General features: G+C 69.6%; 24 protein-coding genes and 1 pseudogene. 4 read left to right on the top strand and 21 right to left on the bottom strand.

From position 1 onward, the window contains the following. Window positions 1-2: 2 nt before the first annotated feature. From ACH35V_RS08465 to ACH35V_RS08410, 12 genes are all read right to left on the bottom strand, one after another. The gene (locus tag ACH35V_RS08465; protein WP_395971051.1) at window positions 3-317 is read right to left on the bottom strand and encodes a YciI family protein; all 315 of its coding nucleotides are present in this window, start codon (window positions 315-317) and stop codon (window positions 3-5) included. Next, window positions 314-838, bottom strand: a complete 525-nt coding sequence (locus ACH35V_RS08460; protein WP_395971050.1) for an SRPBCC domain-containing protein — start codon at window positions 836-838, stop codon at window positions 314-316. The genes ACH35V_RS08465 and ACH35V_RS08460 overlap by 4 nt, the downstream gene beginning before the upstream one ends. Beyond that, the gene (locus tag ACH35V_RS08455) at window positions 828-1,187 is read right to left on the bottom strand and encodes an ArsR/SmtB family transcription factor (RefSeq protein WP_395971049.1); all 360 of its coding nucleotides are present in this window, start codon (window positions 1,185-1,187) and stop codon (window positions 828-830) included. The genes ACH35V_RS08460 and ACH35V_RS08455 overlap by 11 nt, the downstream gene beginning before the upstream one ends. 147 nt (window positions 1,188-1,334) lie before the next feature. Continuing rightward, on the bottom strand, window positions 1,335-2,126 hold the full coding sequence (locus tag ACH35V_RS08450) for a MaoC/PaaZ C-terminal domain-containing protein (RefSeq protein ID WP_395971048.1): 792 nt from the start codon (window positions 2,124-2,126) through the stop codon (window positions 1,335-1,337). Window positions 2,127-2,239: 113 nt separating this feature from the next. Continuing rightward, complete coding sequence (locus ACH35V_RS08445; RefSeq protein WP_395971047.1) at window positions 2,240-2,869, bottom strand: HNH endonuclease family protein; 630 nt, start codon at window positions 2,867-2,869, stop codon at window positions 2,240-2,242. Between the two features lie 294 nt (window positions 2,870-3,163). Then, window positions 3,164-4,339 carry a lipid-transfer protein gene (locus ACH35V_RS08440; protein ID WP_395971046.1) on the bottom strand — a complete coding sequence of 392 codons (1,176 nt, stop codon included), beginning with the start codon at window positions 4,337-4,339 and terminating at the stop codon, window positions 3,164-3,166. Next, window positions 4,336-4,791: a MaoC family dehydratase gene (locus tag ACH35V_RS08435; RefSeq protein ID WP_395971045.1), complete on the bottom strand. Its 456-nt coding sequence runs from the start codon at window positions 4,789-4,791 to the stop codon at window positions 4,336-4,338. The genes ACH35V_RS08440 and ACH35V_RS08435 overlap by 4 nt, the downstream gene beginning before the upstream one ends. After that, entirely contained in the window at window positions 4,788-5,882 is a 1,095-nt protein-coding gene (locus ACH35V_RS08430; protein ID WP_395971044.1) for an acyl-CoA dehydrogenase family protein, read from the bottom strand. Before ACH35V_RS08430 ends, ACH35V_RS08435 begins: the two co-directional genes overlap by 4 nt. Then, window positions 5,882-6,856, bottom strand: a complete 975-nt coding sequence (locus tag ACH35V_RS08425; RefSeq protein ID WP_395971043.1) for a bifunctional MaoC family dehydratase N-terminal/OB-fold nucleic acid binding domain-containing protein — start codon at window positions 6,854-6,856, stop codon at window positions 5,882-5,884. The genes ACH35V_RS08430 and ACH35V_RS08425 overlap by 1 nt, the downstream gene beginning before the upstream one ends. After that, complete coding sequence (locus ACH35V_RS08420) at window positions 6,853-8,016, bottom strand: acyl-CoA dehydrogenase family protein (RefSeq protein WP_395971042.1); 1,164 nt, start codon at window positions 8,014-8,016, stop codon at window positions 6,853-6,855. Before ACH35V_RS08420 ends, ACH35V_RS08425 begins: the two co-directional genes overlap by 4 nt. A 9-nt stretch (window positions 8,017-8,025) precedes the next feature. Further along, on the bottom strand, window positions 8,026-9,684 hold the full coding sequence (locus tag ACH35V_RS08415) for an AMP-binding protein (RefSeq protein WP_395971041.1): 1,659 nt from the start codon (window positions 9,682-9,684) through the stop codon (window positions 8,026-8,028). A 22-nt stretch (window positions 9,685-9,706) separates the two neighbouring features. Next, complete coding sequence (locus tag ACH35V_RS08410; protein WP_395971150.1) at window positions 9,707-10,885, bottom strand: NADH:flavin oxidoreductase; 1,179 nt, start codon at window positions 10,883-10,885, stop codon at window positions 9,707-9,709. Between the two features lie 478 nt (window positions 10,886-11,363). Here ACH35V_RS08410 and ACH35V_RS08405 point away from each other — a divergent pair. After that, window positions 11,364-11,513, top strand: a pseudogene (locus tag ACH35V_RS08405) (DUF397 domain-containing protein); the annotation flags it as partial. Between the two features lie 229 nt (window positions 11,514-11,742). Further along, window positions 11,743-12,126 carry a hypothetical protein gene (locus ACH35V_RS08400; RefSeq protein WP_395971040.1) on the top strand — a complete coding sequence of 128 codons (384 nt, stop codon included), beginning with the start codon at window positions 11,743-11,745 and terminating at the stop codon, window positions 12,124-12,126. Between the two features lie 240 nt (window positions 12,127-12,366). On the opposite strand, the gene ACH35V_RS08395 is transcribed toward ACH35V_RS08400, so the two are convergent. From ACH35V_RS08395 to ACH35V_RS08360, 8 genes are all read right to left on the bottom strand, one after another. Next, the gene (locus tag ACH35V_RS08395) at window positions 12,367-13,623 is read right to left on the bottom strand and encodes a DUF222 domain-containing protein (RefSeq protein WP_395971039.1); all 1,257 of its coding nucleotides are present in this window, start codon (window positions 13,621-13,623) and stop codon (window positions 12,367-12,369) included. A 550-nt stretch (window positions 13,624-14,173) separates the two neighbouring features. Beyond that, window positions 14,174-14,812 (bottom strand): hypothetical protein, encoded by a 639-nt coding sequence (locus ACH35V_RS08390; protein ID WP_395971038.1) that lies wholly within the window; start codon window positions 14,810-14,812, stop codon window positions 14,174-14,176. A 66-nt stretch (window positions 14,813-14,878) separates the two neighbouring features. Continuing rightward, window positions 14,879-15,232, bottom strand: a complete 354-nt coding sequence (locus tag ACH35V_RS08385) for a hypothetical protein (RefSeq protein WP_395971037.1) — start codon at window positions 15,230-15,232, stop codon at window positions 14,879-14,881. A 6-nt stretch (window positions 15,233-15,238) separates the two neighbouring features. Then, on the bottom strand, window positions 15,239-15,940 hold the full coding sequence (locus tag ACH35V_RS08380) for an ABC transporter ATP-binding protein (protein WP_395971036.1): 702 nt from the start codon (window positions 15,938-15,940) through the stop codon (window positions 15,239-15,241). Continuing rightward, window positions 15,937-16,656 carry an ABC transporter ATP-binding protein gene (locus ACH35V_RS08375; protein WP_395971035.1) on the bottom strand — a complete coding sequence of 240 codons (720 nt, stop codon included), beginning with the start codon at window positions 16,654-16,656 and terminating at the stop codon, window positions 15,937-15,939. Before ACH35V_RS08375 ends, ACH35V_RS08380 begins: the two co-directional genes overlap by 4 nt. A 4-nt stretch (window positions 16,657-16,660) precedes the next feature. After that, window positions 16,661-18,910: an ABC transporter permease gene (locus ACH35V_RS08370; RefSeq protein ID WP_395971034.1), complete on the bottom strand. Its 2,250-nt coding sequence runs from the start codon at window positions 18,908-18,910 to the stop codon at window positions 16,661-16,663. A 12-nt stretch (window positions 18,911-18,922) separates the two neighbouring features. Next, window positions 18,923-20,344 (bottom strand): ABC transporter substrate-binding protein, encoded by a 1,422-nt coding sequence (locus tag ACH35V_RS08365; protein ID WP_395971033.1) that lies wholly within the window; start codon window positions 20,342-20,344, stop codon window positions 18,923-18,925. Window positions 20,345-20,506: 162 nt separating this feature from the next. Continuing rightward, window positions 20,507-21,268 (bottom strand): SDR family NAD(P)-dependent oxidoreductase, encoded by a 762-nt coding sequence (locus ACH35V_RS08360; protein WP_395971032.1) that lies wholly within the window; start codon window positions 21,266-21,268, stop codon window positions 20,507-20,509. A gap of 309 nt (window positions 21,269-21,577) precedes the next feature. Between ACH35V_RS08360 and ACH35V_RS08355 the strand changes: the two genes are divergently transcribed. Both ACH35V_RS08355 and ACH35V_RS08350 read left to right on the top strand, forming a co-directional pair. Next, window positions 21,578-23,221, top strand: a complete 1,644-nt coding sequence (locus tag ACH35V_RS08355) for a class I adenylate-forming enzyme family protein (RefSeq protein WP_395971031.1) — start codon at window positions 21,578-21,580, stop codon at window positions 23,219-23,221. Window positions 23,222-23,339: 118 nt separating this feature from the next. After that, entirely contained in the window at window positions 23,340-24,083 is a 744-nt protein-coding gene (locus ACH35V_RS08350; RefSeq protein WP_395971030.1) for a hypothetical protein, read from the top strand. Between the two features lie 19 nt (window positions 24,084-24,102). Here the strand turns inward: ACH35V_RS08350 and ACH35V_RS08345 are convergent, their stop codons facing one another. Continuing rightward, window positions 24,103-24,924 carry a thioesterase family protein gene (locus ACH35V_RS08345; protein WP_395971029.1) on the bottom strand — a complete coding sequence of 274 codons (822 nt, stop codon included), beginning with the start codon at window positions 24,922-24,924 and terminating at the stop codon, window positions 24,103-24,105. Window positions 24,925-24,948: the final 24 nt, after the last annotated feature.

Here is a 24,948-nt window from a genome sequence, read left to right as displayed (position 1 = left end):
AGTCAGGGTGCGGCCCGTCTCGGCCGGCCGGTGATCGCGTCCGGCATGGGGTGGATGCCGACGCGACCGATGCCGTCGCGGACGGCGGGGTCGGCGGCTCGTATGGCGCGGACCTGGTCCTCGTCCTCGGCCTCGACCACCGCCAGGCCCCAGAAACCGGCCGGGTCGGCGACCGGGCCGAAGACGACGGCGGTGCCCTTGTCGGCGAGCGCCTGCCAGTAGGCGACGTGCTCGCCCATGGTGCCCGCCTCGGCTTCGGTCATGCCGGCCGGGAAGTCGGGCCGGTGCGGTTCGAGCTTGTAGACGAAGTAGCTCATGATCGCCTCTCCGGTCGCGGGTGTCGCCGCGGCGCTCCCGCGGCGTCGGCGAGGCGGCCGAGGATGACCGTCCAGCCGGTGCGGTAGGCGCCACCGGTGTAGCCGCCGGGCACGGCGCAGTCCTCGGACAGCTGGGCGTCGCTGAGCGCCTCCCACCCCCGGTGCTCGACGGTGACGCGGGTGAGGAGGGGGCCGAGAGCGGTGAAGGTCAGCTCGACCTCGGTCGGGGCGGGGGTGCTGGTCCAGGTCATGGCGAACCGCTCGGGCGGCTGCCAGACCAGCAGCTCGCCCCACACCACGACGGTGCCGTCCTCCCAGGTCTCGTAGACGCCGCCGCCCGCCCGCCGTTCGAGGGTGACGTCGCGGACCCGGTCCTTGCCGGCGGAGAAGGGCTGCACCGGCCACCACACGCCGATGGTGCGCACGCACACGTCGAAGGTGTGGCCGATGTCGCTGCGGACCAGCGTGGCCTGGCGTATCGGCGGCCGTCGCAGCGGGGTGACGGACGGGTCAGCCGGCACGGCCTTCCTCCCGTTCGTCGGTGTCGGACAGCCCGCGCTCGGCCTCGACGAGACGGCGAGCGGTGTCCAGCGAACCGGCCCACATCTCGTCCAGGAAGGCGCGCAACCCGGCCAGCCCTTCGGGACGGGCACGGTAGAAACGGCGGGTTCCCTCGCGGCGTTCGGACAGCAGCCCCGCGCCCTTGAGCACCGTCAGGTGCTGGCTGATCGCGGTCCGGCTCACCTCGAACTGCTCGGCGATCCGCGTAGCGGGCAACTCCTCATGCGCGACCAGCCGCAAAATGGCACGCCGCCGCGGCTCAGCCAACGCCTGCAACGCCCGGTCGGTCGTGTCGTCAGCGCCGGTCATGTCGGCAGCGGAGGTCACGCGATCGGCCGTCTCATGGTCGCGCCCCCCAGTTCGTCAGTTGTCGCTAACGTTAGCGATGACTGACATAGAGGTCAAGCATGGTGACGTCGAAGCCGCGGCCGGGCGCCCACCGAACTCGGCGGGAGGTCAGGTGAAAAGGGCTCGGCCGGATGAAATTGTCTTCTTGCCGTCCACATTCGCTTCGAAGAGGGTGGAGTCGGCGGACTTCCAGGTGGTTATTTGGAGGAGGTCGCCGGGGAAGACTGGGGCGGCGAAGCGGCCTTCTAGTTCGGTCAGGTCGGCTGGGTGTGCGTTTAGGGATCTGGCTAGTGGCAGGGTTGTGGCGGCCAGTGTGCACAGGCCATGCATGATGGGGCGCGGCATTCCGGCGGTCTTTGCTGCGTCCGGGTCTATGTGCAGGTGGTGACGGTCGCCTAGGAGCCGGTAGAGCGCTGCTTGGTTTGGACTTGTCTTGACGGTGAGGGTCGTCTCGTCGGGCTCTGTCTCTGGACGGCGGCGTGCGGACGGGCCTCGTTCGCCGCCGAAGCCACCGCAGCCTGGGGCGAACAGAGACCAGGTGGCCTCGAAGTATTGGCTTTCTACGGTGACGTCGAAGACTGCGGCAGAACCCTTGTCCCAGACCTCGGAGACGTGGGCGGTCATTTCGACGGATCCCGAGCGTGGCAGCGGTTTCAGGACGCGTAGGCGCTGCGAGCCGTGGACGGCGGTTCGCGCATCGAACGCGCCTGCCGAACCCAGAGCGTCCGGGGCCCATTGGGCGAGGGTCAGCGCGAAAGTCGGCAGGACGCGAAGGCGTTCCTCGAAGACGAGGTCGAGGTCGGACGCGTCCGCGCCCACGGCGAGGGCATAGAGGATGGCCTGCGTTTCGTCGTACGACACGGTTTTGGTGCCGAGTGCGCGGCCGCGCCATTCGTTCATAGCCGTCCATCATGGGCGCGGCCGGTCATTCGGGCCACGTCCGTCCCGCTCACCGATACCTCGGCCCCCGCGCGCCCGGCCCGCCACGCGGCGATGGCGGGCCGGGGTGGGGGTCAGCAGGTGTCGAGCATCGAGTTCAGGGTGCTCTTCTCGGCGCTGTCGACGGTGAGGCCGTAGTACCACTTCACCTGGATCCAGGCGCGGGCGTAGGTGCAGCGGAAGGCGGTGCGCGGCGGCTGCCACTCGGCCGGGTCCTTGTCGCTCTTGGCCTGGTTGACGTTGTCAGTGACGGCCCACAGCTCCGGGCCGCCGAGGTCGTTGGCGTAGGCCTGGCGGCGGGACGTCGTCCAGGCCCAGGCGCCGGAGGCCCACGCCTCGGCGAGCGGCACCATGTGGTCGATGTCCAGGTCGGAGGCGAGGGTCCAGGTGGCGCCGTCGTAGGGCGAGTACCAGGAGCCGGACGTCGGGTAGCACGCGGAGTCGGTGACGATGTTCGTCCCGTCCCGCTTCAGGACGGTCTCGCGGGTGTTGCACGTTCCGGAGATGGTGATCCAGTGCGGGAACAGGTCGCGGTCGTAGGTGTCGGCATGGGACTCGGCGGCGACGGTGAGCTCGGCCAGCCGGGCGGCGGCCGTGGCGGCGGACGGGATGTTGGGCGGCGTCGCGGACGCCGGCGTTCCGAGGACGCCGATCAGCGCCGCGCCGAGCACGGCGGGCAGCAGGAACAGGAACGGTCGTCGCATGGGGATCGCCCTCCTGCGGCCGTTCCCGGCCGGGACCGGTGGCTCCTGACGGGACGGGAACGGCGGCACAGCGACCGTGGCATTTCACCGTAAGTGTCTTAAATGTCACGGATTGCCCAAGGTGCGGGCGGCCTTGGGCGGATGCTGCCGTCGACTCCCCCGTCGCATGTGGCGTGACCTGCGGCGACGGCTTCGGCAGGCGGCGGTACGCGGGCGCGGCCGGCCGGTGAAAAGCCTGCTAACGCGTCCTGTACGGGATGGTCCGGGCGCCAAAGGTCCGGTCGTGGCGTCCGCTCAGGTGTCGGCGCCCAGGACCAGGCCGCTCGTCGGGACGCCCGTCCCCGCGGTGACGAGGACGTTGTGCACATCTCCCGGCTGGTTCACCGAGCTGCCCCGGACGAGCCGGACGCCCTCCGCGATCCCGTTCATGCCGTGGATGTACGCCTCGCCGAGTTGTCCGCCGTGCGTGTTGAAGGGGAGGCGGCCGTCCAGTTCGAGGTTGCCGTCCGCGACGAAGTCCTTGCCTTCGCCTTTCGCGCAGAAGCCCAGTTCCTCTAGTTGCGGCAGAACGAGAGGCGTGAAGTGGTCGTAGAGGATGGCGGCCTGGACGTCGGCGGGCGTCAGGCGTGACTGCGCGTAGAGCTGCCGTCCGACCAGGCCCATTTCGGGGATGCCGGTGATCTCGGAGCGGTAGTAGCTGGTCATCATCTGCTGGTCGTTGCCGGACCCCTGCGCGGCACCCCAGATCAGGGCGGGACGGTGCGGCAGGTCGCGGGCGCGTTCGGCGGACACGACGACGAGGGCCTGGCCGCCGTCGCTCTCCTGGCAGCAGTCGAGCAGCCGGAGCGGCTCGGCGATCCAGCGGGACGCCTGGTGGTCTTCGAGGGTGATGGGACGGCCGTAGAACCAGGCGGCCGGGTTCCGCGCGGCGTGCCTGCGGTCAACGACGGCGATCCGGCCGAAGTCCTCGCTGGTCGCGCCGTACTCGTGCATGTAGCGGCGGGCGAACATGGCGACCCACTGCGCGGGCGTCGCGAGCCCGAACGGCGTCATCCACGAGTAGGCGGCGCGGTCGGCGCTGACGTCCATGGGACGGTCGGCCTGGCCGAGGCCGTAGCGGATGCCGGAGCGTTCGTTGAAGGCGCGGTAGCAGACGACGACGTCGGCGACTCCGGTGGCGACGGCCATCGCGGCCTGCTGGACGGTCGCGCAGGCCGCGCCGCCGCCGTATCCGACGCGGGAGAAGAAGCTCAGCTCGCCGATGCCGAGATTGCGGGCGATGTGGATCTCCGAGCTGGAGTCGGCGGTGAACGTCACCATGCCGTCCACGTCGGACGGTTCGAGCCCGGCGTCGATGACGGCGGCGAGCACGGCCTCGCAGGCGAGCCGCAGCTCGCTGCGTCCGGACGCCTTGGAGAACTCGGTGGCGCCGATCCCGGCGATCGCGGCGGCGCCCGGCAGCACGCTCATGCGCCGCGCCCTTCCGACTGGACGGCCCTCAACTGGACGGCCCTCAACTGGACGACGACGGTGCCGGTCACGTGCGGGCCGATGGCGTTGGCGCCGCGCACCGCGATCTCGACGCGGCGGTCCTCGGGATGCTTGGCGGTGATCGTCCCGGTCAGGACCATGGTGTCGCCGGGGTAGTTCGGCGCGCCGAGGCGGATCCTGATGGCCTTCACCACGGCGGCGGGGCCCGCCCAGGCGGTGACGTACCGGTCGACGAGGCCGTTCGTCGTCAGGATGTTCATGAAGACGTCCTTGGAGCCGCGCTCGACCGCGAGGGACGGGTCGTGGTGGACGTCCTGGTAGTCGCGGCTCGCCAGCGCGGTCGCGACGATCATCGTGCGGGTCAGCGGGACGCTCAGCTCGGGGAGGTCCTCGCCGACCGCCACGTCCTCGAACCGGCGGTTCAGGTTCACAGGGCGGCTCCCAGCAGTTCGAGGTCGTGGGACGCGCCGCCGAGCGTGCCGGAGATCTGCTTGCCCCAGAGGAAATGGCGATGGACCGGGTAGTCGACGTCCACGCCGATCCCGCCGTGTAGGTGCTGGACGCGGTGGACGACGTTCAGGCCGCCTTCGTCCGACCACCATTTGGCGACCAGGACGGCGGAGTCGGCGTCGTCGCCCGCGGCGATCAGCGAGACGGCGTGCCAGAGGCAGACGCGGAGCGCGTCGATCTCGATGTAGCAGTCGGCGAGCTGGTGCTGCACTGCCTGGAAGGTGGCGAGCGGGCGGCCGAACTGCTCGCGTCCTGCCAGGTACTCGGCGGCCAGGCGGAGCGCGCCCTCCGCCACGCCGACCTGAACGGCGGCGAGCGCGACGCGGGCGAGGCGCAGCGCGGTGGCGAGGGCGCCGTCGCCGTCGCCATCGTTGACGGGCTGTGCCGGAGTCGCGTCCAGGGTGAGGTGCGCGGCGCTGTCGTGGGTTGTGGTCTGGGTGTGCTCCCAGGAGACGCCGGGCGCGGACGCGTCGAGCAGGTAGAGGCCGGGGCCGTCCGCTGCCGAACTGGCCGCGACGAGGATGCGGTTCGCACCGGATGGGGTGGGGACGACCGCTTTGGTGCCTGTCAGGAGCCAGCCGTCTTCGTCGCGGACGGCCGTGCAGCGGGGTTCTGCGGGGTCGGCGGGCGCGAATTCCTCCAGGGCGATGGTCAGGCGTTCGGTTCCGTCCGCGACGGCGGGCAGGAGTTCCCGCTGCTCAGGTGTGCCGTGCTCGGCGATGGTGAGCGCGGCGACGAGCACCGGCCAGATCGGGGCGGGCGCGACGGCACGGCCCTGCTCCTCCAGCAGGACGGCGAGCCCGCCGACGCCCAGACCCGCGCCGCCCGCGTCCTCGGGCAGGGCGATGCCGAGCAGGCCCGCGTCCGCGAGCGCCGTCCACAAGGAGGCGTCGAGGAGGCCGGCGCGGGACTGCTCCGCCGCCTTGATCCGCTCCTGCGTGGCGTGGTCGGTGAAGATCTGCCGGGCCAGGTCCCGGACGGCCTCCAGCTCTTCGCCGAGAGTGAAGTCCATCAGCGCTCCTTGGCGTCCGCCGGGCGGAACACCGGCAGGGACAGGTCGGGGTCCGGGTCGATCCAGCCGAGGACGACCGGCATGCCTATCTCCATGTCCTCCGGGGCGGCGTCCGCCATGTCGGCTATCAGGCGGGTCCCCTCGGCCAGCTCGATCACGGCGACGATCAGCGGATAGTCGAAGGCCGGATGGCGCGGGTGATGGTTGACGACGTAGGTGTAGACGTGGCCGTTGCCCGTCGACTCGACGGCGTCCCAGCCGAACGAGCCGCACTGCGGGCAGGCGGGGCCGGGCGGATGCCGCAGCGATTTGCAGTCGGCGCAGCGCTGGATGACCAGGCAGTGCTCGCGGGCGGCCTCGAACCAGAAGGCGTTGTCCGGGTTGATCGCGGGTCGCGGCCGCAATGCCTTCGGCTCCGTCCCCGGCTCCGGCTGGGCTGGTGCCTCGGCCGGCTTCTCGGCCGGACGGAAGCGGAGGGTTCGCCAGCGTTGGGTGGCGACGACCTCGCCCGCCTCGTCTCGGTACGTCTTGATGGTGCTGATGAAGCGTCCCGCGCCCAGCGCCGTCTGCTTCTCCGGGGAGATCGACTCGACGGTCTCCTCGACGCTGACGTGGTCGCCCGGCGTCAGCTCGCGGTGGAACTCGAACTCCGAGTCGGTGGCGACGACGGACGTGTAGCCGCCCTCGGCGAGCAGCGCGTTCAGCCGATCCGGCGCAGAGGGCTCAGAATCCGGACGGACGGACGCCGCGTATCCGCGCATCGTCCACGCCTGCATCATCGACGCGGGCGCCACGATGCCGTCACGTCCGCTGGCGCGTGCGGCGTCGTCGTCCAGGTAGACGGGGTTGTCGTCGCCCATGGCCTCGACCCAGTGGCGGATCATGGGGACGTTCACCGCGTCCTGCCCCAGACGTCGGGCGACCAGCTCGCGTCCGCCCCAGGCCCGCAGCCTGTCCTCGTAGGCGTCGGTCATGAGCGCCTCGACCTGGGAAGTCCGAGGCCCTGGACGGCGACCATGTCGCGGAGCACCTCGTTGACGCCGCCGCCGAACGTGTTCACGATGCCCTGCCGGGAGAGCTGCTCGATCTGCCCGTAGAGCACGGCTCCCGGCGATTCGGGACGGATCCGTCCCGCCGTGCCGAGGACTCCGGTGAGGGTGCGCTGGACGTCGATGTGCGTCTCCGTCCCGTACGACTTGGCGGCCCCGGCCTGCGCGCCGGTCAGCGTGCCCGCCTCCACGGCCATCGTCATCTTCCAGTTCATCAGCCGCATCGCCTCCAGCCTGGCGTGCGTGCGGGCGAGGTCGGCGCGCACCCACGGCAGGTCGAGGGCGCCGTTGTCGCGGGCCCAGTCGCGGACGTCCTCCCAAAGGCGGATCATCCGTCCGCCGAGCGCGGCGAGCCCGATCCGCTCGTGGTTGAGCTGGGTGGTGATGAGCGTCCAGCCGCCGTCGACGTCCCCGACGACCGAGGACGCGGGCACCCGGACGCCGTTGTAGTAGGTCGCCGTGACGATCATTCCGCCGACGGTCTGGATCGGGCTCCAGGAGAACCCGTCGGCGTCGGTCGGGACGATCAGGATGGAGATGCCCTTGTGCTTCGGCGCGTCCGGGTTCGTGCGAGCGGCGAGCCAGATGTGGTCGGCGGTGTTGGCGCCGCTGGTGAACACCTTGCTGCCGTCCACGACGAACTGGTCGCCGTCGAGGACGGCCCTCGTGCGCAGCGACGCGAGGTCGGTTCCGGCGTCGGGCTCGGTGTATCCGATGGCGAACACGATGTCGCCGGACAGGATGCCGGGCAGGAATTGGCGCTTCTGCTCGTCCGTCCCGTACCGCATGAGGGTCGGGCCGACCGTGTTGACGGTGACGAACGGGAACGGCAGCCCCGCCCGCTGCACCTCGTCGAAGAACACGAACTGCTCGGCGATCGACCGGCCCTGCCCGCCGTACTCCTCCGGCCAGCCGTAGCCGAGCCAGCCGTCGTTGCCGAGCATCTTGACGATCTCGCGGAACCGCTCGCCGCCGACGCCCTGCTCACCGGCGCGGCGCCGCACGTCCGGGGGCAGCAGGCCCGCGAAGTACGCCCTCAGTTCCGCGCGCAGCGTGCGGTGCGCCGCGGACTCACGCAGATCCATGTCGACCCCTCACGGAAGGAAGCGCTCGCGGCCGGCGGCGGCGAACTCCGCGCGGAGCGCCGCCTTGTCGGCCTCGGTCATCAGGGCGTACCCGGGGGCGCCCCGGCCGGCCCACCGGTAGACGGGGTCGGCGGTGCGCCACCCTTCGAGCTGCATCTCCTTCTTCCTGAGCTTGCCGGAGCCGGTCGTCGGCAGCGCGTGCGAGACGCGCACGAACCGCGGCGCGCCCTTGGTGCCGAGATCGTCCTGGACGGCGAGGAACGCGGGAAAGTCGAGATCCTCGAACTCCACGCCGTCGGGGATCTCGATCGCCGCCATCACCTGGTCGCCCGAACGCGGGTCCGGGACGCCGAACGCGACCGCGTCCACGATCTTCGGATGGCGGCGGACGATGTTCTGCGTGAGCAGCGCGGAGATGTTCTCGGAGTCGACGCGGATCCAGTCGCCGGACCGTCCGCCGAAGTACAGGAACCCGTCGCCGTCGACGTAGCCGAGATCGCCCGTCCAGTACCAGCCGTGCCTTACACGCTCGGCGTCGGCCTCGGGATTCTTGTAGTAGCCCTCGAACAGGTCGGCGCCGTCCACGTCCACGATCTCGCCGATGGCGGCCTCGGCGTTGGTGACGCGTCCGTGCTCGTCCAGGACGGCGGGCGCGCACGTCTCGCGCGTCTCCGGATTGACGATCCGGACGCCGTCGCGGGCAGGCTTTCCGAACGCGGTAGCCGGAGTGCCCGGCACCCGTTTAATCATCCCGGCGCTCTCGCTGGACCCGTAGCCTTCGAGGAGCTTCGCACCGAAACGGCGGAGGAACTCGCGCTTGTCCTCGGGAGACGCCTCCGTCCCGAACCCGTGCGTGAGGGTGTTGTCGCCGTCGTCCGGCTGCTCCGGAGTGCCGAGGACGTAGCCGATCGCCTTGCCGACGTAGGTGAAGAACGTCGCGCCGTAGAACCGCACGTCCGGCATGAATCCGGAAGCGGAGAACTTCTTGCCCAGGACGACGGTCGCGCCCACGGCCAGCGACGGAGCCCATAGCGCCATGAGCGCGTTGCCATGGAACAGGGGCATCGAGCAGTAGCTGATGTCGTCCCGCTTGATGTCGTACTTGGCGCTGTTGTTGCGCCCCAGCTCGGCGAGCCTGCCCTGCGAGCAGCGTGCCGCCTTCGACGCACCGGTCGTCCCGGACGTGAATAGCAGCAACATCTGCGTTTTAGGAGTAACGGACGGATCGGCCTCGGGCTCGCGGGCGGCGTGCGCCTCGACCCCCGCCGCGTAGCCGTCATCGTCGACGAGCAGGAACCGGTCGCGCGGGACACCGACGTCGAGGCCGTCGAGGCGCTGCAGCCCCTCCCGGTCGGTGACGACGAGCTGAAGGTCGGTGTGGCGGACCTCCTGCTCCAGGTAGGACCCGGTCCGGGTGGAGTTGATCCCGACGACCGTCGCGCCGCTCAACGCCGCCGCGCCGAGCCAGAGCACATACTCGGGGACGTTCTCCAGCAGCACCCCGATATGGAACGGTCCCTCCCGGCGAAGCCCGCGCACCAGCGACGCGCGGGCGGCGCTCTCCCTGACGACCTCGTCCCACGTCCACGTCCGCTCACGGCTGCGCAGGCCGGGACGGTCGTCACCCAGCCTGGCCAGCAGCATCCCGGCGATCGTCTCGTCTCGCACTCGCACACCCCTCCCGGCAGGCTCACATGGGCTGGACGAGGACGCAGCGCGTCCCGCCGTAGATCGCCGTCATGCACTTGTTGCAGTGGATGCACAGCGACTTCGTGTCCGGCTCGTCCTTGATGCGGTTGATCAGGTCGGGTTCACGCAGCAGCGCCCGCGCCATCGCGACGAACTGGAAGCCCTCCGCCATGGCGGTGTCCATGCCGGCCTTGTCCGTGACGCCGCCGAGCAGGACCAGCGGCATCTTCACGGCGGCGCGGATCTGGCGGGCGTCCCTGAGCAGGTAGAGGTCCTCGTACGGGTACTCCCGCAGGAACCGGCGTCCGACCAGCTTCACGCCGAGCTTGATCGGCTGCGGCATGACGGCGGCGAACTCGTGCAGCGGCGCGTCGCCCTTGAACAGGTACATCGGGTTGAGGAGCGAGCTGCCCGCGGTGAGTTCGAGGGCGTCGAGGGAGCCGTCCGCCTCCAGCCACCGGGCGACCTGAATGGCCTCGTCCAGCCAGAACCCGCCGGGCACGCCGTCGTCCATGTTGAGCTTGGCGGTGATCGCGATGCGATCCCCCACCGCGTCCCGCACGGCCCGCGCGATATCCCGCGACAGCCGGGCCCGGTTCGCCAGCGACCCGCCGTACTCGTCCTTCCGGTGGTTGATCTTCGGACTGAGGAACGAGCTGGCCAGATAGTTGTGCCCGAGGTGAATCTCGACGGCGTCGAACCCGGCCTCAATCGCCATCCGCCCAGCATGCGCATGCCCCTGAACAACCCGCTCCAGGTCAGCACGCGTCGCGGCCTTGGTGAAACTAGTGGTCGTCGCATGGAAATGCCGACTGGGCGCAATGGCAGGCAGCCCATTGCCCTTCGGATTCGCAACCGGCCCAGCATGCCCGATCTGGGCAGCGACGGCGGCACCCTCAGCATGCACGGCCTCGGTAAGTTTCCGCAGGCCGGGGAGCGCTTCGTCCGTCCACAGAATTTGCTTGCGATCCGTCCGCCCATCCGGCGCGACCGCACAATACGCAACGGTCGTCATCCCCACGCCACCAGCAGCATGCCGCACATGAAATTCGATCAGCTCGTCAGTGACGAGACTCTTCTTGCTGAGCCCCTCATACGTCGCCGCCTTGACGATGCGGTTCCGCAGCGTGACGGGCCCCAACTTCGCCGGGGCCAGTACGTCGGGTATCGGGTCTTTCATCCAGGTCCTCCATCCGGACCCGACGTTAATCAGCGAACCGCCCGCCCACACCGCACATCCCGCTGACTGGGAGCAACGATCACCCCCAACCCCACCCGGAAACATCCGCCCCTTCAAGATCAGGTCCAACACCTCGGCCGCCACCTTCACGTCCCCGCACGGCGACACGAACCCACCACGCCCGTCTCCCGCCTCGGAATACCCCACGCCCGGCCCGGCAACGCCCGGACGCTGACCACGGCCCCGATGTCGTCCGCCGCCCCACTCGCGTAGACCCACAACAACGGAACCGGAAACCGGAACTCCCGCTTGCCGTACAGCCCCACACACCGCCATCCCATAGGCAGAAGGGGCGACCCGGAGCAACTCCAGCCTCCGCACCGCCGCGTCATGGCCGACCCACGTCCGCCACACCAGGACGACCCGCCACCGCCCCACCGCCTGACACGTAAGGCTCTCCCGCGTCACATGGCACAAAGGGGCACGGAGGGGTCAGAACGGCGACTGCGTGGAGGTCGCGGCCCTCCCAGCTCGAGTAGCGGTTCGCGACTCCAAAGATCCGCGTGGACCCAAGCTGATCTTCTTCACGGAGGCTTGGCGATGCACGACGATGCGTGACACGCTCTGAGCGCCGGAACTCTCGCGACGGGCTGGGTGCTTGACGGCCGCGCAGCGGCGACAACGGCGGCGAATGGGTCGAGGTCGGCGACCTCGACCGGGTGTCGCCGTCCGCGACAGCAGGGACCCACCGGCCCCCAGCCCACACCAGGACGACGGACAACACCTGGACTCGGAAACTGGCGGAAGAGCAGCCGCAGCGGCGGGACCCGGTGACTAGCGTCGAGGTGGCGGATCTCATGGTGCAGTACGTCGAGAGGGAAGATCGAAAGATCTTGCAGGCGAGGCAGTGTGAAGTCATCGAAGTCCACGTGATTCCGCATCTCGTGCTTCGTCTCACCGGTGACGTCTGTCTGGAGTTCAGCGGCCGCGTACTGCACACGACCGGGGCCAGAACCGAAGAGAACCCGGGGAAGGACCTTGCCGAACTCGCGGAGCACGAATTGTCGAGCCTGCTGTTTTCGAAGCCACTGTCCTGGGTCGTGTTCAACACCGGGAATCAGCGGATCGTCTTCTCCAATCACTGGCACCTGGCGCTCAAAGCCAGCCTTGGGGACACGTGGCGGCTGGAACTTGGACACGGGCGCACTCTCACCTACCCGCCGATCAGAGAGATCGACTGATGTCGGTGACCTGCCGCACTCTCCCGGGACACGCTCGCCGATTGCGCCCATGTGAGTGGGGCGGGCTGACGGAGCGGGTCAATGCTGTGTGGGTCGTGGTCCGCTTCGCAGGCAAGCCGTCGTGCAGCCCCACATGAGCTTCCAAGTGTTTCCCTTCACGGCGAGGCCTGGCTCGTGCTGGGCAACGACGGCCCCGTCCCATGCCCCGGCGTCGACTGACACCATGACCAACCGCACCACCTAGGCGGCTTGGGCGAGTTCGGTGGGTTGGGTGGGTTGGGTGGGTTGGGTGGGTGGGGCGTTGGCGTCCGGTGGCGGGAGGACGCGGTAGATGTGTCGTCCGGTGGTGTCGCGGATGATGTGTATCTGTTCGGCGTTGGTGTGTTTGAAGCGGTTGTGCCATCCGCAGCAGAGGGCGAGTTGGTCGATGTCGGTGGGGGAGCCGAGGGCCCAGCCGGTGACGTGGTCGACTTCGCAGAGGGTGGCGGGGACTTCGCATCCTTGGACGGCGCAGGTGGGGTAGAGGGTTTCGAGGACTTGGCGTTGGCCGGGGGTGGCGAACCGGGCGCGGTGTCCGAGGTAGAGGGGGATGTGTCCGCGTCCGAGGATGAGCGGTGAGACTCCGGCGCTCAGGGCGATGCGGCGGGCGTGGGCGGCGGGGATGGGGGTGCCGTCGGTGAGGCGGGCGGGGGTGGTGCCGCCGGTGAGGGTGTTCAGGTCGCAGATGACGGTGACCTTGGTGGCGCGGTGCCCGCCCGCGAGCACGCTGGTGAGGGCGGCGGCGGTGCGTTCGGGCAGGTCGCGGCGGTCGTCGGGTCCGGCGGGTTTGGCCAGTGGGGCCAGGGTGCCGTCCCAGATGGCGGTGTCTTCGGCGTTGAGCCAGCCTTTGATGTAGCGGCCGCCGTCCAGGGAGCGGGTGGAGGTGACCCAGGACTGCTCGTACCCGCGTTGAGTGTCCTGGTCGGGTGTTTCGGTGTCGTCGCGTTCGGCGATGACGTCTCGGATGCGGCGGCCGAAGGTGGCGACTTTCCCGGCGGAGAAGCCCTGGTCGACCATGTCGAGCAGGACCTTCTCAGCGGTTGCGCAATCCTCGTCGTCCAAGCGGGCGACGGCATCGGCCACGGTGGAGGCATGACCGTGACTCAGTTCGCCGGTGGCCAGAAGCTGTGTGACCCGGGGCAGCCGGTGCCGTTGCCGGGCCAGGGTGATGCGTTCCTTGGCGCGGGTTTCGCGCATGCCCATGCGGGAGCGGAGCCAGGCTTGGGTGGACGGTAGGCCCCAGCGGCGCATCTCTCCGGAGGCGTCCACCCGGCCGATCAGTTCCGCCAGTGCGCTTTCCTGCTGATCGGAGGCCGCTGCGAGAGTCTCGGCGATTTCCAAACACGCTGCGGGTGATTCGGGTGCGGCGCGTCCGGCGAGTTCGCGTGTGATCGCGGCGATGGCGTTCACCAATTCCATGGTGGACGCCGCTCCGAGATCAACTTCAATCGAACTCATATTCGAATGATATCAGGGGCGGTCTTCTATTCGTGGCCGACTGGGGTTGGACTTTTATCACCGGTTGGTTAGCCTGCCCCTCTTTTGTTGGATCTTCGAATTCAGGGAACTGGACAAGTGGGGTGGCGCGTCGGGCGGGGGGCAGGCGGAGCCTGCCCGACGTAAGCTGCTCCCAGGGGCCGCAGAGGCTCCAAAGTCAAGGGTGGGACGGAGTCCCATCGCGTAGCGACGCGAAGCGCCCTTGACTTTGGAGGGGCGGCCCCGTACGCAGCGCCACCCCACCCGAACCCTAGAACATAAGAACATAACAACATCGAACAAAACGCTAGAACCCCGAGGCCGAAGCAATTCACCCAGACTCCGAACAGCACACGATGCAGAATGGCGGCCCCCGACGTCGCCATCCCGACGGCTGCGGCCAAGCCTCGCTGGGTCGACTAGTGAGAGGGGCGGTTGATGTGGAAAGGGCGGCCAGGAGCCGCCGGCCCGCGTGGGGTGCAGTTCTTTCCAGCAGGCTCTGTCCTGCCGGTGTGGACCGACGTTGGGCGAGTCAGAGGATGAAGGTGGCGACCAGCATGAGGCCGAATGCGGTGGCGCCGGCGTAGCCCCAGAGGCGGGACGTGCGGTGGGCGCGGGCTCGGCGTGCCTGGCGTTCCCGCACGCCGGGGACGGACGGAGCGGGCGCGGCGGGCTGCAGGCGGTCGGCGGTGGCGATGAGCGACTCGGGGGGAACCGCCAGGCGGTGGACGGGGAGAGCGATCGGGCCGCCGAACGCCCTGACGTTTCCCGTGATCATGGATCGGGCGATCTCGCGGTGGCCGCGCGGCGACTCCTGCGGGTCGATCACGCGCACGATCAGGCGGAGCTTTTCGGTGCCCTTGATGCCGCTGTCCACGTCCAGCTCGGTCACCTGGGTCCACGGGACGAACAGTTCGATCCGGTGCCAGGTGATGCCGTCCGCGTTGAATGTCAGGCCGCGCGCCTCCCGGATCTGGGTCACCACCCCGCTCACCGTGAGCCCCGCCGTCGCGACCCACCAGACCGTCCAGAACAAGGTGCCGGACGAGGTCAGGCCCAAGAGGAACAGGACGGCCACCGAGGCGGGATAGAGCAGCGCGCCCAGCCACGAGGTGTAACCGCGGACGCGGACGACCTCGTCGCCGAACTCATCGACACGCACGGGATCCATCGACTGCTCCCTGTCGGCTCGCCCCAGATGACGAGCCGGGGGGAAGGAGGGCAGTCTATTGTCGTTTTATGTCCTGTTCTTCAGGGACTCGCTGATCTGGTCGGTGTGGGACTGGGATTCGACTAGTTGGCGCAGGAGCCAAAGGCGCAGGACGCGGGTTATCGCGGCGGCCAGGTACAGGGCTGCGCCTACGACGGTCAGCGCCAGAAAGCCCACCGCGAGTGTCTGGAGTGAGCCGACATCTCGCATGTCGTCCTTGGTGAGAGAGACGTTGTAGGCGATGAACACGCCTACGACTCCGGCCACCATGGCGACGGCGCCGATTATGCGGAGGACGCCGTCATATCTCGACTGGTCTGTTTTTAGTTTTTGGCGTGCGACGTCGTCCTTGAACTGCTGGCGCCGTTCTTCGGTGAGCATCGTGGGTCAACCTCCCAGGTAGTCGCTGGACAACCGGTCTTCGATTTCGTCGGGCGGCCCGGCCGCGACGATGCGGCCGTTCAGCATCAGGGCGGCGGTGTCGGCGATCGGCAGGACGGCTCGGGCAAACTGCTCGGCGACCAGCACCGAAAGGCCGCCCTCGACCAGTTCGGCGACCGTCTCGTACATGCGTGTGACGATCATGGGTGCGAGGCCCATGGACAGTTCGTCGAGCAGCAGCACCGCCGGGTCGGCGCCGAGGGCGCGGGACAGGGCGAGCATCTGCTGCTCGCCGCCCGAGAGTGAGCCGGCGAGCTGGCGGCGGCGTTCGCCGAGGATGGGGAAGCGGGCGTACGCCTTTTCCTCCAGGTCCTCCAGGCGGGCGCCGGTGCCGGTGGCGGCCCACAGGTTCTCCCGGACGGTCAGATTCGGGAAGATCCCGCGGCCCTCGGGGATGGAGCACACGCCCAGGCGGGCGGCGTCCTGTGCGGAGATGCCGTTCACCTTGCGTCCCGCGAAGCGCAGTTCGCCGCTGGACGGGGCGTGCAGGCCCGCGCACACGCGCATCGTGGTGGATTTGCCGCCGCCGTTCGGGCCGAGCAGGGCCAGGAGGGAGCCCGGACGGAGGGCCAGATCCACTCCGTGCAGGACCTCGATCGCGCCGTAGCCCGCGCGGACGCCGGCCAGTTCGAGCAGGGGCTCGGTCATCGCGCCCCCTCCTCTGTGCCGATGTAGGCGGCGATGACCTCGGGCGACTCCTTGATCTCCGCCGGGGTGCCGGACGCGATCAGCGCGCCGTAGTCGAGGACGTGGATGGTGGCGCAGAGCCGCATCACGAGCGGCAGGTCGTGCTCGACCAGGCAGATCGCGAGGCCCTCGGCGGCGAGGCCGGTGAGCATCTCGGCGAACGCGTCCGTCTCGCGGTCGGTCTGGCCGGACGCGGGCTCGTCCAGGAGCAGGACGCGCGGTGACGTCATCAGCGCGCGGGCCACCTCCACGACGCGGGCCCGTCCGATGGGGATGTCGGAGACGTCACGGTCGGCGATGTCGGTGAGGCCCGTCCGTTCGAGGATCTTGTCCGTGTCCTCTTCACGGGTGGAGCTGTGCTGGATGTCGCCCGCTACGCGGATGTTGTCGCGGACCGACAGCGACAGGAACAGTTCCAGGCGCTGGAACGTCCGCGCCATGCCGCGCCGGGCACGGCGGGCCGGGGACAGTCTCGTGATGTCGTCGCCGTCCAGCAGGACCTGGCCGGACGCGGGTTTCTGCAGGCCGGTGACGGTGTTGAACAGCGTGGTCTTGCCCGCCCCGTTCGGGCCGATCAGTCCGGTGATCTCTCCTTCGCCGACGGTGACGCCGACGTCGTCCACGGCGGTGTTGCCGCCGAACCGGACGGTGATGCCCCGTGTTTCAAGCAGAGACACTGTTTCAAGCAGAGGCATGGGCACCTTCCTTCGGGCCGAGGTCGCGGTCGAGGCTGAGGTCGCGGCCGAGGCCGAGGTCGCGGTCGAGGCGAGTGCGGAGCTCGTCGGTGTAGGGCTCGTCCACGCCGATCAGTTCCAGGGGTGTCGGACGGGCCCGCCGCTCCTCCGTGTAGAGGCGGCCGACGACGGGCAGCAGCATGATCGTGCAGAGGGCGATCAGCGAGAACGTCCAGGCCCCGATCACGCCGTTGAGCGCCAGGACGTACAGGGCCGCGCCGAACGCGCCCGCCCCCAGCAGGACGGGCCGCGAACCGCGCAGCGTGCGGTAGCCCTCGACGATGTCGTGGACGAAGCCGCTCGGGTTCCGTCCGACGCCCATCCCGACCAGCGCCGTCCCGACCAGGACGAGATGGCCGAGCGCGCTGTAGACGTTCGACATGCCCTCGCTCTCCAGCGCCAGGTCGCTGAACGTCGACACCAGGACGGCCGACCCGACGCCCGCCATCAGGCCGCCGAACAGGGCGCCGCTGATGTAGCCGATCCCGGCGACGACGACGAGCATGAGCAGCGCCAGGCTGCCGACGAAGGAGAAGTTCTCCTGCGCCACCGTCCCGGTCGCGGACGACATCAGCACCCCGCCGAGCCCGGCGATCGCCGCGGAGATCATGAAGACGCTCAGCTTCAGCCGGACGAGGTTCTGCCCGAGCATCGCGGCCGCCGCCGGGCTGTCCTTCATCGCGGCGAGCCGCCGCCCGTATCCGCTGCCGCGGAGCGCGGCGAGGCCGATGGCGATCAACGTGAACAGGACGGTGGCCGTCATCAAGGACGACGTCCCGTCCCGCAGGTCGAGCGGACCCACCTTGAGGGGAGGGACGATGAGCGAGCCGTTGGGAAACAGCGTGAACTTCACGCCGAACCATTCGTGCTGGGTCGTGTCGCGCAGCACCATGTTCGACAGGAATTCGCCGAACGCCATTGTCGCGAGCGCCAGGTAGAGGCCGCGGAGCCGCAGTGCGGGCAGCGCGACCAGCCCGCCGACCAGCGCCGCCGCCGCGACCGCGAGCAGCAGGCCCTGGACGTTCAGGTGCGCGTCGAGTCCGCTCCCCCGCACGCCGAAGTGGAACGCGACGACCGTCGCGACCGCGCCGAACGCCAGCGGCGCGAGGTTCAGCTCGCCCGCGTAGCCGGTCAGGACGGTCAGCGACAGCGCGATGATCGCGAAGCTCATGCCGAGCGCGAACGTGGTGACGCCCGCGTCCGACAGCAGCAGGCTGTACAGGTACACGATCGCGACGAGCGCGACGCCCCACCCGGCCGCGGCGCGGACGGTCGGCGGACGGTACCGCTCGCGGGTCCGGATCGCGGCGCCGCGGAGGCGGTCCTGGGGCAGCAGGACGAGGACCGCGAACAGGATGATCATCGGCAGCGAGACGCGCAGGTTGCCGGTGAACGTGCCCGCGGACGGCAGGTACGCGAGCACGTAGTTGGCGGCGAGGCCGAGGACCATCGCGCCGACGAAGGTGCGGGGGATGCTGCGGAGGCGTCCGAACATGGCGGCGGCGAACGCGTCGATCACCAGCAGGGTGAGGGCGTTCGCGTCCAGGCCGCCGCCGCTGATCGGCACGATCAGCACCCCGGCGAGGACGGCGAGCGTCGAGCCGAGCGCCCACGACAGCATCGCCGCCCGCTCGGGGTCGTGGCCGTTCAGCCGCAGCAGGTCGGGGTCGTCGACGGATCCGCGCATGACGACGCCCGTCCGGCTGCGGGTGAACAGCACCCGCAGCCCGACCGCGATGACGACGGCGGCGACCAGGCAGACGATCTCGTGGTACCGGACCACCACCCCGCCGACCGTGATCTTCGAGCCGGAGCCGAAGAACATGTCGACGGTGTGCGCCTCGTCCGGGTTCCAGATCCACTGCGCCAGGTAGACGGTGCCGAGCAGCACCGCCACCGTCACGATGATCTTCGTGACGTCGGCGGTGCCGCGCAGCCCCTTCATGATCACGGCGTGCAGCGCGGCGCCCATCGCGGGGCCGGCGAGCCCGACCACGACGATCAGCGCGAGCCACACCGGCCAGCCCCACCGCTCGGTGACGTGCCAGTACAGGAACGTGCCGAACATCGCCTGGGCGCCGTGCGCGAAGTTGAAGATCCCGGACGTGTTGTACGTCAGCACGAGCCCGGAGGCCGCGATCGAGTACACCGACCCCAGGACGAGGCCGAGGATCGTGTAGGTCAGGAACGTCGTCATGCGATCTCCGGATCAGCCGGCCTGCGGCTTGATGACGTCGCCGGTCAGGAACTTGGTGGACGTGCGGTCCCCGTTGAGGGTCGTCCCCCAGGTCTTCGGGTCGGTCTTGACGACGAAGTCGCCGCCGCACTCGAACTCGCCGACGTTCTTCGGGAAGACCTGCTCGAACTTCGTGCCGTTGAGCTTCACCATCAGCGAGCAGGACGCGGGCTTGTTGTTGCCGGGGTCGGTGGGCGCGTGCAGGCCGCCGCCCGTCCACTCGTGCACCTTGGACAACTCGTTGATCACGCACTGCCGGGTCAGGTCCGAGCCGCACTTCTGCGCGGACTGCGCCCACAGGAGGAAGGACGAGGTGGCCTGCATGCCGAGCAGCGCGACCTTGCCCTTCTTGGCGCCGACGATGTCGGTGTACTGCTTGACCGCCAGGACCTTCGCGGCGTTCTCCAGCGGCTGGAAGATCATCCCGATGTGCAGGTTGTTCCCGGCGCCGGAGGTGTTCCACTTGGAGACGAGCGTGCTGTACCAGGTCGCCTCGAACACGTAGGTCGGCTTCGCCCCGGCGCGGTCGATCGACTCCAGGAAGCTGAACTGGCCCGGGTCTGGCGTGTCGGACGTCCACAGGTACTTGACGCCGCAGTCCTTGACCTTCTCGGCGAACGGCATGTAGCTGCTCTCGCCCTTGTCGTTCAGCCGGACCCCGCATCCCATCGGCGCGATCCCGACGCCCTTCATCGCCCCGGTGATCTTGCTGGTGCCGAGGGTGGTGGCCGGCGACGTGGACAGCAGGACGTCCGTCTTGGTCTTGAAGTCGGGGAACTGCTTCTCGGCGATGCGGAGCGCGCCGATGTTCATCAGGTCCACCGGGTACGGGACGGCCTCGTACTTCATCGGGCCCATCGCGGAGTTCGGCCCGACGGTGAACCCGGCGACGGTCGGCAGCTTGCACGCCACCCGGTACTGCTCGGCGGCGTCGTCCAGCGCGAAGCCCTGCCCGACCAGCATGAAGTCCTGCTTGCAGGACTCCTGCACGGCCTTCACCGACTGCGTCATCGCGGAGTCGTACTGGTTGCCCTTGAGCTTGCGGCCGTTGATGCCGCCCTGCTCGTTGCACCAGTCGATCATCGCGCCGACCGCGTCGCCCATCTCCTTGGACAGGCCGGGCGCGGACGCGAAGCCGCGGTCGTCGCCGAAGCCGATCGTGATCTGCTCGTCGGTGACGCCCTGCTCGGTCTTGCCCTTGGCGTCGCCGGGGCCGCAGGGGGACGGCATCGTCCCGAACGTCTTGCTCGCCGCGGTCTTGCCGCCGTCCGAGCCGTTCCCGCCGTTTCCGTCCGATATGCCGTCGGTGCCCGAGCGGTCGCTGGCACAGGACGCGGTCACCAGCGCGACCGCCAAGGCGCCTGCGGCGAGACGCCCGATCTTGTCGACCTTCATCCGGTCGTACTCCTTTCACCGGCCGCGCGGGGCGGCGAATGGTGGTTGGGGTGGGACGGCGGGGGGCTCGCCTCTGGGAATGGACGGCGCCCGCCTGAGCGCCGATTCGATGCGGGGTGCGCGGACGCGGATCGCACCTGAAGCAGGAGGCGTCCCGGCCGGTCAGCCGAAATTGGCCTGGCCGCCGTCGAGAGGCACCGTCGCCCCGGTGAGATAGCGCATGGCGGGCTGGACGATCGCCACGACGGCCCGGCCGATGTCCTCCTCGCAGTCGCCGATATAGCCGAGCGGAATCGTCTTCCGGAATTCCTCGGCCGCTTCGGGGTTCCGCTCGGCCCACCCCTTCAGCCCTGGTGAGAGCGCGTGCGGGGCGATGTTGTTGGCGCGGATCCCGTCCGGTCCCCATTCGGCGGCGGCCGTCCGGGTCAGCGACCGCAGCGCCTGCTTCGCGGCCGCGTAGGCGCCGTAGGTGGCCGGGTCCCAGCGGACCATCGCGGACGTGACCAGGTTGACGATGCTGCCGCCGCCGCGCGCCTTCATGTGCGGATGGCACGCCTTCATGAACGCGAACGCGGCGAACGGTCCGGTGACGAAGCCTTTCTGGAATTTGGCGTCGCTCATCGACAGCAGCGGGCCGTAAGCGCCCGAATAGGCGTTGTTGACGAGGATGTCGATGCCGCCGAACGATTCCGCGACCGCGTCGACGACGCCGGGAATGGCTTCGGTGTCGGCGACGTCGCACACGAACGCGTCCGCTTTCGCGGCCCTCGCGCGGGCCTGCTCGCATGTCGCGTCGAGCGTGGCCCTCGTCCGGCCGAGCGCCGCGACCGCCGCGCCCTCCGACGCCAGCGCGAGCGCGATGCCCTGCCCGACGCCCTGGCCGGCGCCGGTCACGATCGCGACCTTGCCGCTGAGGCTTCCCATGGCTACTCCTACTCAGTCCTGCTTGCGCGCCCAGCCCGGTCCGACGGTTCGGCGAGGCGATCCGACGGTTCGGCGATCCGCCCCTTCGGCGATCCGACGACGGTTCGACGGTTCGCGCCTGGTCGGCCCGGTCTGCTCAGTCCTGGTGGGGTCATCGTGATGTGACCCGGCCCACGCCATCGGCCCAGTCCCGCTCACCGGGAACTGGTTCGGAAATGCGCGTCCGAGACGGTCCCGCTGAGCGGAAAGCCCTGGTGGAGCCGGGACGCGCGGGCCGACAATGAGCCGTCGGCGACGAGGAGGATGCGGGTGTCCAGTCCTATGGAGATCGTCCGGGAGCTGACCGGGCCCGGCGGCGAGTTCGAGCTGCGGGACGAGGACGTGCTCGGCGCGCGGCTGCCGGTCTTCGCGAACCGGGCCCGCGGCCTCGGCGAAGTGCTGGCCCGCTCGTCCGCCTACGGCGACCGCGACTACCTCGTCACCGCGTCACGGCGGCTGACCTTCGCCGAGCACGCGGCGGCCGTCGCGTCGATGGCGAAGGCGCTACGGGACGACCTGGGCGTCCGCCCCGGCGACCGCATCGCGATCAACGCGGCCAACAGCCCCGAGTGGATCATCTCGTTCTGGGCGGCGATCGCGGCGGGCGGCGTCGCGGTCGGCTACAACGCCTGGTGGGCGCCGCGGGAGGTGGAGTACGCCCTCGGCCACACCGAGCCGAAGCTGGTCATCGCGGACGCGAAGCGCGCGGCGCTGACGCCCCCCGGGAACTCCGTCGCCGCCGTCCTGACGGTCGAGGCGGACGTGCCGTCCCTGACCTCCCGCTATCCAGGCGCGGACCTGGACGTCCCGGACGCCGCCGAGGACGACCCGGCGGTCATCCTCTACACGAGCGGCACGTCGGGACGCCCGAAGGGGGCCGTCCACTCGCACCGGAACCTGACCTCGGTGATCGAGTACCACCGGTTCAACGACGCGATGACGCGGGCGTTCGGCGACCCGGTCGACCCGTCGTCCCGCCGCTACCTGCTGGCGCTGCCGCTGTTCCACATCGCGTGCCTGCACAACCTGGCCGTGCCGCGCCTCGCCACCGGCACCGCCGTGATCATGCACGAGGGCGGTTTCGACGTGGACGAGGTGCTGAGCCTGATCGAGCGCGAGCGGGTGACGAACTGGGGCGCCGTCCCGACGATGGCGCACCGCCTGGTCGAGCACGGCGACCTGTCCAGGTACGACGTCTCGTCGCTGACGGCGTTCGCCCTGGCCACGGCGCCGTCCTCGCCCGCGTTCAAGGAGCGGCTGCGCGCGGTGTTCCCGCCCGCGAAGAACGCGCTGGTCGACAGCTACGGCCTCACCGAGTCATGCACCGGCGTCTCCGTCGCGACGCCCGCCGACCTCGCCGAGTCGCCCGGGACGCTGGGACGCCCGACGCTCGGCGTCCAGCTGGAGATCCGCGACCCGGACGGCAAGCCCGTCCCGGTGGGCGTCGAGGGCGAGGTGTGCACGCGCAGCGCCTACAACATGGTCGGGTACTGGCGCGACCCGGACGCGACCGCGCGGGCCGTCGACGCGGACCGCTGGCTGCACACCGGCGACATCGGGATGCTCGACGAGCAGGGCAGGCTCCGGCTCACCACCCGCCGCTCCGACCTGATCATCCGCGGCGGCGAGAACGTCTACCCGGCCGAGATCGAGAACGTCCTGGCCGAGCATCCGGGGGTGCGGGAGTGCATCGTCCTCGGCGTCGCGCACCCGGACCTCGGGCAGGAGGTCGCGGCGGTCGTCGTGGTCGCGGACGCGTCGCCGTCACCGTCGCCAGCGGAATTGGCGGCCTACGCCCGCGAGCAGCTCGCGTACTTCAAGGTCCCGTCCCGCTGGCACATCACGACCGATCCGCTTCCCCGGAACGCGACGGGGAAGGTGCTGCGCAAGCAGATCGAAACCAGCCTTCCCTGAGCGGACGCCTACTCAACCGGCAATTGAGTAGGCGCGCGGATGCCCGCGAGCCCCTGACTGAGCGACCGTGGTGGTCTTCAGCACGTTCCGCGACGTTCGCCATTCCAGGAGCCTGGACGTGTCCAAGAACCTTCTGTCGCTCGCCATTCTGGTCGCCGTCGTCTCGGCGGTCGTCCTGCTCTTCGTCAAGGACGTCTCGCTGTCGGTGGCGCTTTCCGTGGGGGCGGGTGCGCTGTGCCTGGCGTGGCTCGTCCTGCTGCTGACCGTCCCGTGGAACGTGTATTTCCAGGCTGTCGGCCTTCTTGAGGAGATCCGCGTCAGCAAGGAGCGGGGATTGGACGTTCCGTCCGGCAGCAACGACGAGGCCCGCCGGATCGCCGCGCGGATGAAGACGGCGGCGGTCGGAGCGCACGTCCTTTCCGCCGCGCTGGTCGCCGCCGTCACCTATTTCTCCGGCGCCGACATCGGATACTACTTCGCCGCGTTCTACCTGGTCAGCACGTCATTCCGGCCCGCCGGCGCGTGGTTCGCGCATCTGCGCCGCCGACTCAACACGATGCTGAAGGAAGTGCGTTACCCGCGCGACGACGTCCTCGGCCTCACGGAACGGGTCGAGTTTCTGGAAGTCCAGGCGGAGAATCTGCGGGCCACGACCGAGCAACTCCATTCGGCGGACCTGGCGGCGGAACGGAGCCTCGCGGACCTGTCCGTCACCGCCTCGCAGCGCGCCGGTGAACTGGACCGGCGGCTGGACGCGATGAGCCGCCAATTCGAGGAGACCGTGACGCGGCTCACCGACAACCAGGAGGTCATCGCCGGGATCAAGGCGTTCCTGCGGATGCTCCGCACGGAGACCGCCTGAGCCGGGGCACGCGTCCAGGTCAGCGCGGGATGGTTCGGTCCGGGCGGCAGATCAGCTGACCGGACGCCGAGGCGAGCAGTTCCCGCCCGTCCGACCAGATCCGATTGCGGAAGCCGATGAGCCCGTTCTCCGCCACCTCCGCGGTGCCCTCCCCGAACAGCCATTCCGACTCCGCGGCGGGACGATGGAACTGCACGTTCAGGTCGAGGTTCGGGGCGATGAATCCGCTGTCCGGCGGGTGCGCGTGCCAAACCGCGCCCCAGGCGATCGTGTCCAGGATGACGAGCTGCCGCGCCATGTCATCGGTGGTGTGCCCGGGAAATCGGTACCACGCTCCGTAGTACGGCTCCCCGCCCGGACGGCTTTCCTGCTTGTCATGCCAGACAAGGGGCCTGCCCTCGATGCTGTTCCACATCGGCGGCACTGGAGGATCCGGATCGGGGTTCAGTTCGGCGAACGAGCGGAGTTCTTCCGGCGCGGGCACGTCCGGCATTGTCGCGGCGTCATGGCGCAATCCGTCCAGGTGGTCGGAGGCGAGCCAGATCAGGCCCTCCGCGACGGCCGTCCCGTCCTGGCTCATGGAGCACCGCACCGACTCGGCCCGTTTCGACCGGCGCAGAGTCGTCACTTCCACGTCGACGGGCGCGAACCGTCCGACCGACAGGAAATGGCAGGACAGCGACGCCACCCGAGGAAGCGATCCGTGCGCCAGCGCCGCCCGCGCAAGAATGGCGGCCACGTAACCACCGACCGGACCCCACGCTGACCAGTCGGACACCAGCTCGGCTGCGTAGCGCCCGTCCCCACCCGTCACCGCCGCGTCCACCGCAAGATCCCTCACACGGGCACTCTAAAACGCGCCCCC

This window comes from Actinomadura sp. 1N219 (assembly GCF_044326405.1).
GTDB lineage: Bacteria > Actinomycetota > Actinomycetes > Streptosporangiales > Streptosporangiaceae > Spirillospora.
Note: the sequence above shows the minus strand (reverse complement) of the source record. Positions and strands in the feature narration are given on the sequence as shown.

What these genes read in the sequence shown, in the direction of transcription:
- ACH35V_RS08465 (WP_395971051.1), bottom strand. Translation starts at nt 317, where the DNA reads ATGAGCTACTTCGTCTACAAGCTCGAACCGCACCGGCCCGACTTCCCG.
- ACH35V_RS08455 (WP_395971049.1), bottom strand. Translation starts at nt 1,187, where the DNA reads ATGACCGGCGCTGACGACACGACCGACCGGGCGTTGCAGGCGTTGGCT.
- ACH35V_RS08450 (WP_395971048.1), bottom strand. Translation starts at nt 2,126, where the DNA reads ATGAACGAATGGCGCGGCCGCGCACTCGGCACCAAAACCGTGTCGTAC.
- ACH35V_RS08445 (WP_395971047.1), bottom strand. Translation starts at nt 2,869, where the DNA reads ATGCGACGACCGTTCCTGTTCCTGCTGCCCGCCGTGCTCGGCGCGGCG.
- ACH35V_RS08440 (WP_395971046.1), bottom strand. Translation starts at nt 4,339, where the DNA reads ATGAGCGTGCTGCCGGGCGCCGCCGCGATCGCCGGGATCGGCGCCACC.
- ACH35V_RS08430 (WP_395971044.1), bottom strand. Translation starts at nt 5,882, where the DNA reads ATGGACTTCACTCTCGGCGAAGAGCTGGAGGCCGTCCGGGACCTGGCC.
- ACH35V_RS08425 (WP_395971043.1), bottom strand. Translation starts at nt 6,856, where the DNA reads ATGACCGACGCCTACGAGGACAGGCTGCGGGCCTGGGGCGGACGCGAG.
- ACH35V_RS08420 (WP_395971042.1), bottom strand. Translation starts at nt 8,016, where the DNA reads ATGGATCTGCGTGAGTCCGCGGCGCACCGCACGCTGCGCGCGGAACTG.
- ACH35V_RS08410 (WP_395971150.1), bottom strand. Translation starts at nt 10,885, where the DNA reads ATGAAAGACCCGATACCCGACGTACTGGCCCCGGCGAAGTTGGGGCCC.
- ACH35V_RS08400 (WP_395971040.1), top strand. Translation starts at nt 11,743, where the DNA reads ATGGTGCAGTACGTCGAGAGGGAAGATCGAAAGATCTTGCAGGCGAGG.
- ACH35V_RS08395 (WP_395971039.1), bottom strand. Translation starts at nt 13,623, where the DNA reads ATGAGTTCGATTGAAGTTGATCTCGGAGCGGCGTCCACCATGGAATTG.
- ACH35V_RS08390 (WP_395971038.1), bottom strand. Translation starts at nt 14,812, where the DNA reads ATGGATCCCGTGCGTGTCGATGAGTTCGGCGACGAGGTCGTCCGCGTC.
- ACH35V_RS08385 (WP_395971037.1), bottom strand. Translation starts at nt 15,232, where the DNA reads ATGCTCACCGAAGAACGGCGCCAGCAGTTCAAGGACGACGTCGCACGC.
- ACH35V_RS08380 (WP_395971036.1), bottom strand. Translation starts at nt 15,940, where the DNA reads ATGACCGAGCCCCTGCTCGAACTGGCCGGCGTCCGCGCGGGCTACGGC.
- ACH35V_RS08370 (WP_395971034.1), bottom strand. Translation starts at nt 18,910, where the DNA reads ATGACGACGTTCCTGACCTACACGATCCTCGGCCTCGTCCTGGGGTCG.
- ACH35V_RS08365 (WP_395971033.1), bottom strand. Translation starts at nt 20,344, where the DNA reads ATGAAGGTCGACAAGATCGGGCGTCTCGCCGCAGGCGCCTTGGCGGTC.
- ACH35V_RS08360 (WP_395971032.1), bottom strand. Translation starts at nt 21,268, where the DNA reads ATGGGAAGCCTCAGCGGCAAGGTCGCGATCGTGACCGGCGCCGGCCAG.